Below are 10,898 nucleotides of genomic sequence, written 5' to 3'. Positions count from 1 at the left end.
CGGTGAGCAGCGAAGACCTGGGGGCGGGATTCCGCCACAAGATGGCTCAGATCGAACGCGAGGCGGAGGAACGGCTCGCGTTGATCGGCAGCCGGGTCCGCAAAGACCTCAAGGAAAGCAAAGAGGCCAGCGACAAGCAGTTGCGCACCGTCGGCCAGGTGATCGTCCGCGTGCAGGAGAGCGCTCGCCGCGCGGCGAAGGCCGGCGGTTGGGTGATGGAGTCGACGGTCGGCGACAAGGCCAAGGGCGAGGTCAGCTTCGGTTTCGAAGACGACGAAGCGGAGAAGGAGCGTCGCGCGGACTACCCGGCGGCCGAGCCTGCTCCGCAGCGGCCGAGCACGCCTCCGCCGGCTCCCGCTCCGGCACCGCCCGCGGCTCCGTCGGGGCGGCATCGTCGCGGCGTGCACCACGACGAGGACGACTTCACGAACACCGACTGGTTGGCTACCTGATCAGGCAGCCGGTTCCTCGTCCTCCGGAACCTCGATCGGCGCCCGCTTCACATCCGCGTCCAGCAGCGGCAGGTACTTGTCCGTCCCGGTCAAATGCGTGAGAAAGAACGCAGTGAACAGCGCCTTCGTCAGCTGCTGAGTCGCCCGCTGCGGTTTGCCCTGCAGCAGCAGCTGGCTCCAGTGCCGACCCTCGGTCACCGCGAGGTGGGATGACTTCGCCAGCGTCCGCAGTTGCACCGGACCGGCCCATGCCTGGGCGATCGCGTCTGCGTGGCCGACTGCCGGGGCGACCAGGTCGCCGTCCACGGCCAGGTGCAGGCCGGGGGCGCTGATCAGCTTCGCGGCGTCCGTCGCGGGCGGGAAGGTCTGTGCCGCGGCTACCGTCGCCACTGCGCGGACCTTCGGGCGGGCGTCGTCGCCTGCTCCGGCGGACTGGGCGGCTGCCAGCACTGCCGAACCGCCGCCGGTGGAGTGGCCTGCCAGGCCGAGTTTCTCCGGGTCGACGCTGATGCCGTCCGGGCCGAGGCGGACCGTGGTGACGACGTCGAGCGTCGTCAGCAGGTCGCCGGCCAGCAGGCGGTGCGACGGGAGCGGGCCGAGCTGGGTCGCGGGGGCCGCGGCGACCACGCCCCAGCTCGCGAGGTGGTGCAGCAGTTGCCGGTAGCGGGTGGTCGGCTGCATCCAGCCGTGCCCGAACGCGATGGCGGGCAGGCCAAGGCCTTGGCGCGGGGTGAACACGACGCCGGGCAGTCCGACCAGGGCGAGGTTGCCGCGCACAACCTCGTGGGGTCCCGGGTGGGACAGCTCCGTGAGCAGCTGCTTGGGCTTGCTGGCCATGCGCGTGACCTTACTGCCCGTGCCCCTCCCCGGCCCGGTGCGCCACCCCGATCGGTTTAGGGGTCGGCCGCCACACTGCGCGAAGACCCGGTCAACGGTTGTCCGGGACGTCGCCCGCCCAGCTCAGCGGCACTGAAAACCCCGCTCTAGGGACCGGAGTAGGGGACTGGACTTGTCTCGTTACGCTAGTTCGCGTGTGTGGAATCGTGGGATACGTCGGACACCGCCCGGCTCTGGACGTCGTGCTCGGTGGGCTCCGCCGCATGGAATACCGGGGCTACGACTCGGCGGGCGTGGCGGTGCTGGACGGCGCCGGCGCGCTGACCGTCGAGCGCAAGGCCGGCCGGCTGGCCAACCTGGAGGCCCGGCTCGACGAGGTCGGCCGCGACGCGTTCGAGGGCACTGCGGGCATGGGCCACACCCGCTGGGCCACGCACGGGGCTCCGATCGACCGCAACTCGCATCCGCACCGGGACACCACCGGTCGCGTCGCGGTGGTGCACAACGGGATCATCGAGAACTTCGCCGCGTTGCGCGCCGAGCTCGAGGCCGCGGGCATCGAGATGGCCAGTGACACCGACACCGAAACCGCCGCGCACCTGGTTTCCCTCGCCTACGCGGAGGGCGACACCAAGGGTGACCTGCCGGCCAGCGTCGCCGCGGTGTGCCGACGGCTGGAGGGCGCGTTCACTCTCGTCGTGACGCACGCGGACGAGCCGGACACGATCGTCGCCGCGCGCCGGTCGTCGCCGCTGGTGGTCGGGGTCGGCGAGGGCGAGCACTTCGTCGCGTCCGACGTCGCGGCGTTCATCGAGCACACCCGCGAGGCCGTCGAACTGGGGCAGGACCAGCTGGTCGTCATCACCCGCGACGGCTACCAGGTCACCGACTTCCACGGCGACGCCGCGCAGGCCAAGCCGTTCACCGTCGACTGGGACCTGTCGGCCGCCGAGAAGGGCGGCCACGAGTACTTCATGCTCAAGGAGATCGAGGAACAGCCGGAGGCGCTGGCGAACACGCTGCGCGGGCACTTCGAGGCCGGCCGGATCATCCTCGACGAGCAGCGCATTTCCGACCAGGACCTGCGCGACGTCGACAAGGTCTTCGTCATCGCCTGCGGTTCGGCGTATCACTCCGGGCTCGTCGCGAAGTACGCCATCGAGCACTGGTGCCGGTTGCCGGTCGAGGTGGAGCTGGCCTCGGAGTTCCGCTACCGCGACCCGGTTCTCGACCGCGACACGCTCGTCGTCGCCGTCTCCCAGTCCGGCGAGACCGCGGACACCCTCGAAGCCGTGCGGCACGCGCGCGAGCAGAAGGCCCGCGTGCTGGCGGTCTGCAACACCAACGGCGCGCAGATCCCGCGCGAGTCCGACGCCGTGCTGTACACGCACGCCGGGCCGGAGATCGGGGTCGCGTCGACCAAGGCGTTCCTCGCGCAGATCGCCGCGAACTACCTCGTCGGCCTCGCGCTGGCGCAGGCGCGCGGCACGAAGTACCCGGACGAGGTCGCCCGCGAGTTCGCCGAGCTGGAAGCGATGCCGGCCGCGGTGCAGAAGGTGCTGTCCACTGTGGAGCCGACGCGCGAGATCGCGCGGCGGATTTCCGACTCGCGCGCGGTGCTGTTCCTCGGCCGCCACGTCGGGTTCCCGGTGGCGCTGGAAGGCGCGTTGAAGCTGAAGGAACTCGCGTACATGCACGCGGAGGGTTTCGCGGCGGGCGAGCTGAAGCACGGTCCGATCGCGCTGATCGAGGAGGGCCTGCCGGTCGTCGTCGTGATGCCGTCGCCGAAGGGCCGCGCGGTGCTGCACTCGAAGCTGGTCTCGAACATCAGCGAGATCCAGGCGCGGGGCGCGCGCACGATCGTGATCGCCGAGGAGGGCGACGAGACCGTGCGCCCGTTCGCTGACGAACTCATCGAGGTGCCCGCGGTGCCGACGCTGCTGCAGCCGCTGGTTTCCACCGTTCCGCTGCAGGTGCTGGCCGCGGAGATCGCGAGTTCGCGCGGGTACGACATCGACAAGCCGCGTAACCTGGCGAAGTCCGTCACCGTGGAGTAGGGAGCCGCCGCCGTGCAGGGAATCTGGACTACAGAACGGATTCGCGCGGCGGAGGACCTGCTGCTCGCGCGCACTCCGGACGGCGAGCTGATGCGTCGCGCCTCCTTCGGCCTCGCTGCCGAGGTGGCCGGGTTGCTGGCCGAGGACACCGGCGGTGTCTCCGGTCGGCGGGTGGTGCTGCTGGTCGGCTCGGGCAACAACGGCGGCGATGCCTTATGGGCTGGTGCTTTCCTGCGTCGGCGCGGGGTCGCGGTGGCCGCGGTATTGCTGAATCCGGAGAAGGCTCATCCGGTGGGATTGGCCGCACTGCGGCGATCCGGCGGGCGGGTGGTGTCCATAGCGGACAGTCCACAGTGGATCGAACGGGCGGATGTCGTCGTGGACGGCATCGTCGGCATTTCGGCTCGCGGCCCGTTGCGTCCGGAAGCGGCCGAGCTGGTCGCGCGGATCGAAGCGCCGGTAGTGGCGGTGGATCTGCCGAGCGGCGTCGACCCGGACACCGGCGCGGTCGACGGTCCACACGTCACCGCCGCGCGCACGGTCACTTTCGGGGCGCTCAAGCCCGTGCACGTGCTGGCCCCGGAGGAATGCGGCGAGGTCGTGCTGGTGGACATCGGCCTGCGGCCCTGGCTGGACGAGCCGGATCTGCGGCGCCTTGACCTGGCCGACGTCGCCGAGGCGTGGCCGATCCCCGGTCCGGAGGACGACAAATACACCCAGGGCGTAGTCGGGATCGCGGCCGGATCGGCGACCTACCCCGGCGCGGCGGTGCTCGCGTCCGGTTCCGCGGTGCGTGCGACGGCGGGCATGGTCCGCTACGCCGGACACGCCGCGGACGTCGTGCGCTCGCGCTGGCCGGAGATCGTCGCGACCGGCTCGGTCACCGACGCGGGCCGGGTGCAGGCGTGGGTGGTCGGCCCGGGCATCGGCACCGGCGGCGAGGGCCGCGAGATCCTGCGGCACATCCTCGGCCAGGGCGTCCCAGTGTGCGCGGACGCCGATGCCACCACGATCATCGCGAACACCCCCGAAGTCCTCGACGCCCGCGATCCGGACACTCCGCTCGTGCTCACCCCGCACGCCGGCGAGTACGAACGCCTGATGGGCCGCCGCCCAGGCGCGGATCGGGTCGCCGCGGCGCGGGAAGCGGCGAAGAAGTACGACGCGGTTGTGCTGTTGAAAGGCCACTGCACGGTCGTCGCCGCTCCGAACGGCCGCGTCGCGGTGAACACCCCACGCGGGTCGTGGCTGGCCACCGCTGGTTCCGGCGACGTGCTGACCGGCCTGGTCGGGTCGCTGCTGGCCGCCGGGCTCGATCCGTGGCTGGCCGCCGCGGCTGCTGCTCAGGTGCATTCGCTGGCGGGCGCGCTCGCCGCGGAGGACGTGCCGACGTCGGCGTCCGGTCTGGTCGACGCCATCCCCGCCGCGCTCCGATTGGTTCGCGCGACCGCATAGTTATCGAGTTACGTGTTAACTCGGCTCGTGATATCTGGTAAGAACAAGATGTGAGTCGAGACACGCCAGGACGGCCGAAGACGCGCCCGTCCGACGCCGCGGTGGAGCAGCGGCGGCAGGAGATCCTCGACTACGTCATTGACCAGGGCGAAGTCCGCATCGACGACCTCACCGCGCGGTTCGGCGTGAGCCTCATGACGATGCACCGCGACCTGGACGAGCTCGCCGACAAGCGGTTGCTCCGGAAGCTGCGCGGCAAGGTCGAGGCGTATCCCGCGCTCACCATGGAGACCGCCAGCCGGTTCACGCTGCACTCGGCCGAGAAGGAAGCCCTCGCGGATCTCGCGATTCAGCAGGTCGAGCCCGGCCAGGCGGTGTTCGTCGACGACTCCACCACGCTGTTCCCACTGGTCGAGCGGCTGGCCCGGATCGAGCGCCTCACCGTCATCACCAACTCGCTGCAGGCCGCGCGGCTGCTGGGCACCGATGTCGACGTGGTCCTCGCCGGCGGGCATTACCACCCCGAGTACGACTCCTGCTCCGGTCCCGACGTCCTCGCGCTGCTCGAGCGCATTCGCGTGGACATCGCGTTCGTCTCGGTGAGCGCGGTCGCGGTGGGCAGGCTGTTCCACCCGGTCCGCGACTACGCCGAGCTGAAGAAGGCCGTGCTGCGCGCCGCGAACCGCAATGTGCTGGTGCTCGACCACTCGAAGTTCGGTCGCACCGCGACGTACGCGCACGGCACTGTCGGCGATTACGACCTCCTGATCACCAGCGAAGCCACTCCCACCGAGGAGATCGAGGCGGCGCTGAACGAAGGCACGGCGGTCGAGGCCGCGGAGTACGTCGAGGAGGGGCAGCCCTATGACAGCTGAGCTGGTGGCCGGGGTCGATTCGTCGACCCAGTCGACCAAGGTCGTGGTCTGCGACGCACGCACCGGCGAGGTCGTGCGCACGGGCCGCGCACCGCATCCGGACGGCACCGAGGTCGACCCCGCAGCGTGGGCGCAAGCGTTTGCGGACGCCACTCGCGACGTGCTCGACGGGGTCAAGGCGATCGGCGTCGGCGGGCAGCAGCACGGCATGGTCACGCTCGACGAGGCCGGGGAGGTCGTCCGGCCGGCGTTGCTGTGGAACGACACCCGCTCCGCGCAGGCGGCCAAAGACCTCACCGACGAACTGGGCGGACCCGGTGTCTGGGCGAAGTCGGTCGGGCTGGTGCCGGTCGCGAGCTTCACCGTCACCAAGCTCCGCTGGCTCGCCGAGCACGAACCGGAGAATGCCGATCGCGTCGCGCGCGTTCTGCTGCCGCACGACTGGCTGACCTGGCGGCTGCTCGGCCGCCCGGAAACCGCGGTCACCGATCGCGGCGACGCCTCCGGCACCGGGTATTTCTCGCCGACGGACAACACTTACCGGCACGACGTCCTCGCGCACGCGTTCGGCGGCCGCACCCCCGATCTGCCGACGGTGCTCGGCCCGTCCGACGTCGCCGGGCACACCGGCGACGGCATGCTCGTCTCCGCGGGCACCGGCGACAACATGGCCGCCGCCCTCGCGCTCGAACTGGCCCCGGGCGACGCGGTGATCTCGATCGGCACCAGCGGCACGGTTTTCGGCGTCACCGAGACCGGCGCGGCGGACGCGAGCGGCCTGGTAGCCGGATTCGCCGACGCCACCGGCCGGTTCCTCCCGCTGACCGCCGCCCTCAACGCCGCGCGCGTGCTCACCGCGGGCGCGGCGATGCTCGGCGTCGACCTGGCCGAATTCGACCGGCTCGCGCTGTCCGCCGAACCGGGTGCGGGCGGGCTCACGCTGCTGCCGTACCTCGACGGCGAGCGCACCCCGAACCTGCCCGGCGCGACCGGTTCGCTGCACGGTCTGACCAGGGCGAACATGACGCCGGAGAACGTCGCGCGGGCGACCGTCGAGGGCATGGTCTGCGGGTTGGCCGCCGGGCTCGACGCGGTGCGCGCGCAGGGCATGGCCGTGAAGCGCGTGCTGCTCATCGGCGGCGGCGCGCAGTCCGCCGCGGTGCGGGCGATCGCGCCGATCGTGCTCGGGCTGCCCGTCGTGATCCCCGAGGTCGGCGAGTACGTCGCGCTCGGCGCCGCGCGGCAGGCCGCCTGGGCGCTCGCGGGCACCGCTGAGCCGCCGACCTGGCACGGAACTGAAAACCGGCTCGAACTGGGCGAGCCGACCGGGGCGCTGCGCGCCGCGGGCATCGAGATCCAGCAACGCCACCTCGAGGCGCGCGAGGCCGCGCACGGGGTTTCCGCGAAATTGGGAGAGGACTGACCGATGGCCAGCATCACCTACGACAAGGCGACCCGGCGCTACTCCGGGACCGAGCGTCCCGCGGTCGACGCGCTGGACCTGGAGATCGCCGACGGCGAGTTCCTCGTGCTGGTCGGGCCGTCGGGCTCGGGCAAGTCCACCGCGCTGCGGATGCTCGCGGGCCTGGAGGACATCGACGACGGCGCGGTCTGGATCGGCGACCGCGACGTCACCCAGCTGCCGCCGCGTTCGCGCGACATCGCGATGGTGTTCCAGAACTACGCGCTGTACCCGCACATGACGGTCGCGCAGAACATGGGCTTCGCGCTGAAGATCGCCGGGCGGCCCGCGTCGGAGATCAAGCAGAAGGTGCTCGACGCGGCGAAGCTGCTGGACATCGAGCAGTACCTGGACCGCAAGCCGAAGGCGCTGTCCGGCGGTCAGCGCCAGCGCGTCGCGATGGGCCGCGCGATCGTGCGCGAGCCGCAGGTCTTCCTCATGGACGAGCCGCTGTCGAACCTCGACGCGAAGCTGCGCGTTTCGACCCGTACGCAGATCGCCGCGCTGCAGCGCCGGCTCGGCGTCACCACCGTGTACGTGACCCACGACCAGGTCGAGGCCATGACGATGGGTGACCGCGTCGCGGTGCTGTCGGACGGTCTGCTGCAGCAGTGCGACACCCCGCGCGCCCTGTACGACCGGCCCGCAAACGTTTTCGTCGCGGGCTTCATCGGCTCCCCGGCGATGAACCTGGTCGCCGCGAAGCTCACCGCGGACGGTGCCGAGGTCGGCGGCGTGCAGGTGCCGCTCAAGCCCGAGGTCCGGTCCGCGGCCGACGGCGACACGGTCACCATCGGTTTCCGCCCGGAGTCGCTGGAGGTCACCACCGACACCACCGGCTCGCTGCCGATCAAGGTCGAACTGGTCGAGGAGCTGGGCTCGGACGCCTACGTCTACGGCAAGCTCGGCGCCGGCGTCGAGGAGAGCGCCGAGGGTTCGTCACGCAACGTGGTCGCCCGCGTCGACCCGCGTACGCCCCCCGGCATGGGCGACACCCTGCACCTGCGAATCCGTCCGGACGAGCTGCACGTGTTCTCCGGCACGTCCGGGCAGCGTCTCTCCTGAGCCGATAGCGTGGGAAACTGGCAGTCGTTATGACTGCCAGTTCTCCGCACGCCGAGACCGTGGTCGATCTCGGCGCAGTGCGCCACAACGTTTCCTTGCTGGCCGCCCGGGCCCCCGGCGCGGCCGTGATGTGCGTGGTCAAGGCCGACGGGTACGGCCACGGCGCGGTCCCCGTCGGCCGCGCCGCGGTCGAGGCCGGGGCGAGCTGGCTCGGCACCTGCTCGCTGCGCGAAGCCCTCGACCTGCGCGCCGCGGGTCTGTCCGTGCGGCTGTTCAGCTGGCTGGACGTGCCGGAGCTGGATTTCACGCCCGGCATCGAGGCGGACATCGACCTCGGCGTCAGCTCCCTCGGCGAGCTGGCCAGGGTCGACGCCGCCGCGGAGCGGGCCGGGAAGCGCGCCCGCGTGCACCTCAAGATCGACACCGGGCTGAGCCGCAACGGCTGCCCGCCCGCTGCCTGGCCTGAGCTGGTCGAAGCCGCGGCCAAGGCGCGCGGCGTCGAGGTCGTGGCCATCTGGTCGCATCTGGCCTGCGCTGACGAGCTGGGGCACGCGTCGATCGACGCCCAGGCGAAGCTGTTCGCCGAGGCTTACGACGCGGCCCGCGCCGCCGGTCTTGACCCGATCCGGCACCTGGCGAACTCCGCCGCCACGCTCACGAGGCCGGACCTGCACTTCGAAATGGTCCGCCCGGGCATCGCGATGTACGGCCTCAACCCGGTGCCCACCGACGACGACCTGCGTCCGGTGATGACCTTCCGGTCGACCGTGGTGCTCACCAAGCCGCTGGCGGCAGGCGAATCCGTCTCCTACGGACACACCTGGACCGCGCACGAGGACACCACGCTCGCGCTCGTGCCCGCCGGATACGCCGACGGGGTGCCGCGCACGCTGTCCGGCCGGATGGACGTCTGGCTCGGCGGGAAGCGACGGCCGGTCGTCGGGCGGGTCTGCATGGACCAGCTCGTGGTCAACGTCGGCAACGAGGACGTGCCCGCTGTGGGCGACGAGGTCGTGCTGTTCGGACCGGGCCGTTCGGGAGAGCCGACCGCGCGCGAATGGGCGGACAAGATCGGCACCATCGACTACGAAATCGTCACCTCGATGTACCGGCCACGCGTACACCGCCGGTACGTGGGGGAGCGGGCGTGACTCCTTCGGCGCGACTGTGGGCGATCGTCGGCGGAGTCGGAGCGGTAGTGACGGGTGCGGCAGCGGCAGTTGTCGCGTCGCAGCAACGCAAACCGACCGAGGACCCGTTCGCCGACGAGCCGCTAGGCGAGTTGAAGCCGGACCGGACGTCCACTGTCGCGGCTGAAGACGGTACGCCGCTGTCGGTCGAGGAGATCGATCCTGAGGACGGCGAGCAGCCGGAGCTGACTCTCGTCGGCGTACACGGCTTCGCGCTTTCGCGGCGCTCGTGGCACTTCCAACGCCGCGACGTCGCCTCGCTGCGGCTGCCGCGCGTACGGCAGGTCTACTTCGACCATCGCGGTCACGGTCTGTCCGGTGAAGCGTCCACGGAGACCTCGACGATCGAACAGCTCGCGCACGACCTCGACAGCGTGCTGCGCGCGATGGTGCCCGAAGGGCCGATCGTCCTCATGGGACATTCCATGGGCGGCATGGTGATCATGGAGCTGGCGGCGCAACGGCCAGACCTCTTCGAGGACCGCGTATGCGGCGTCGCCTTCATCGCGACCGCGGCGGGCGAAGTCGGCGCGCGCGGGTTGCCGAGGCCGTTGCTGTCCAAGTACAACCCGCTTACGCGCGGCGTCGGCGAGCTGGCTGGATGGCAACCCGGGTTGGTGGAGTTCGTTCGCGCGGCGGGCGGTCAGCTGACCCGGCAGGCAGTGCGCCGCCTCGCGTTCGGCAGCCGCGACGTCTCGCCGCGCCTGGTCGACTTCATGCTCGAAATGCTCGCGGTGACGCCGGTGCGCGGTCTGATCAACTTCGTGGACACCCTCGGCAGCCACAACCGCTACGCGGTGCTGGCCGGGCTGAACCACGCGCAAGTGCTGGTCATCGGCGGCGATTCGGACCGCTTCACGCCGTTCGCGCACGCCGAGCGCATCGCCGCCGAGCTGCCGGACGCCGAGCTGGTGCGCGTGCGCGGAGCCGGGCACATGGTGCAGCTCGAACAGCCCGAGCTCGTGAACAGCCATCTCATCGACCTGCTGCAGCGCTGTGGTGGCAGCGCCGCGCCGAACCGGCGAAACTGGTGGTGGACAAAGTGATTCTGGAAACCCCCGAGGACACGATGGCCTTCGGGCGGACGCTGGGCGCGGCCCTGCGCGCGGGCGACGTGGTGCTGCTGGACGGTCCGCTCGGGGCCGGGAAAACGACGCTGACCCGAGGGATCGCGGACGGTCTCGGGGTCGGTGGACGGGTCAGCTCGCCGACCTTCGTGCTGGCGCGGGTGCACGCCGCCGGGGCGGCCGGGGTGCCGCTGATCCACGTGGACGCGTACCGGCTCGGCGGCGATCTGTCCCAATTGGACGACCTCGATCTGGACACCGACCTGGAATCGTCCGCCGTGGTCGTCGAATGGGGCGAGGGCAGCGCGGAGCGGCTGTCGGAGGACCACCTGGTCGTCCGCCTGACCCGGCACGACGACGACACCCGGACCGTCGTGCTGGAACCGCACGGCTCCTGGACCACCCGGGTCGACGAGCTGCAAGCCGCCTAGCGCTTGC

Annotated in this window: 10 protein-coding genes; 9 read left to right on the top strand and 1 reads right to left on the bottom strand. The window is 71.1% G+C overall.

The window, feature by feature from the left end; genetic code table 11:
• The first annotated feature begins 2 nt into the window (after positions 1–2).
• On the top strand, positions 3–452 hold the full coding sequence (locus EIZ44_RS24970; RefSeq protein ID WP_134663752.1) for a hypothetical protein: 450 nt from the start codon (positions 3–5) through the stop codon (positions 450–452).
• Here EIZ44_RS24970 and EIZ44_RS24965 read toward each other — a convergent pair whose 3' ends face one another.
• Positions 453–1,289 (bottom strand): dienelactone hydrolase family protein, encoded by an 837-nt coding sequence (locus tag EIZ44_RS24965; RefSeq protein WP_134731510.1) that lies wholly within the window; start codon positions 1,287–1,289, stop codon positions 453–455. It lies immediately after the preceding gene.
• A gap of 194 nt (positions 1,290–1,483) precedes the next feature.
• Here EIZ44_RS24965 and glmS point away from each other — a divergent pair, with 194 nt between their 5' ends.
• The 8 genes from glmS to tsaE are packed head-to-tail and all read left to right on the top strand — an operon-like array spanning position 1,484 to position 10,891.
• The gene (gene glmS, locus EIZ44_RS24960; protein WP_037816238.1) at positions 1,484–3,346 is read left to right on the top strand and encodes a glutamine--fructose-6-phosphate transaminase (isomerizing); all 1,863 of its coding nucleotides are present in this window, start codon (positions 1,484–1,486) and stop codon (positions 3,344–3,346) included.
• Positions 3,347–3,358: 12 nt separating this feature from the next.
• Entirely contained in the window at positions 3,359–4,801 is a 1,443-nt protein-coding gene (locus tag EIZ44_RS24955; protein ID WP_134731508.1) for an NAD(P)H-hydrate dehydratase, read from the top strand.
• A 50-nt stretch (positions 4,802–4,851) separates the two neighbouring features.
• Positions 4,852–5,676, top strand: coding sequence for a DeoR/GlpR family DNA-binding transcription regulator (locus EIZ44_RS24950; protein ID WP_134731506.1), 825 nt, complete (start codon positions 4,852–4,854; stop codon positions 5,674–5,676).
• Positions 5,666–7,099 (top strand): xylulokinase, encoded by a 1,434-nt coding sequence (xylB, locus tag EIZ44_RS24945; protein ID WP_134731504.1) that lies wholly within the window; start codon positions 5,666–5,668, stop codon positions 7,097–7,099. Before EIZ44_RS24950 ends, xylB begins: the two co-directional genes overlap by 11 nt.
• A 3-nt stretch (positions 7,100–7,102) precedes the next feature.
• Positions 7,103–8,203, top strand: coding sequence for an ABC transporter ATP-binding protein (locus EIZ44_RS24940; RefSeq protein ID WP_134731502.1), 1,101 nt, complete (start codon positions 7,103–7,105; stop codon positions 8,201–8,203).
• Between the two features lie 29 nt (positions 8,204–8,232).
• Complete coding sequence (gene alr, locus EIZ44_RS24935; RefSeq protein WP_134731500.1) at positions 8,233–9,354, top strand: alanine racemase; 1,122 nt, start codon at positions 8,233–8,235, stop codon at positions 9,352–9,354.
• Positions 9,351–10,439, top strand: coding sequence for an alpha/beta fold hydrolase (locus EIZ44_RS24930; RefSeq protein ID WP_037816232.1), 1,089 nt, complete (start codon positions 9,351–9,353; stop codon positions 10,437–10,439). The genes alr and EIZ44_RS24930 overlap by 4 nt, the downstream gene beginning before the upstream one ends.
• Positions 10,436–10,891 (top strand): tRNA (adenosine(37)-N6)-threonylcarbamoyltransferase complex ATPase subunit type 1 TsaE, encoded by a 456-nt coding sequence (gene tsaE, locus EIZ44_RS24925; protein WP_275291651.1) that lies wholly within the window; start codon positions 10,436–10,438, stop codon positions 10,889–10,891. Before EIZ44_RS24930 ends, tsaE begins: the two co-directional genes overlap by 4 nt.
• Positions 10,892–10,898 lie beyond the last annotated feature (7 nt).

The organism is Amycolatopsis nivea (assembly GCF_004522235.1).
In the GTDB taxonomy this organism is placed as follows: Bacteria; Actinomycetota; Actinomycetes; order Mycobacteriales; family Pseudonocardiaceae; genus Amycolatopsis; species Amycolatopsis nivea.
This window is presented reverse-complemented; position numbering and strand designations above follow the sequence as displayed.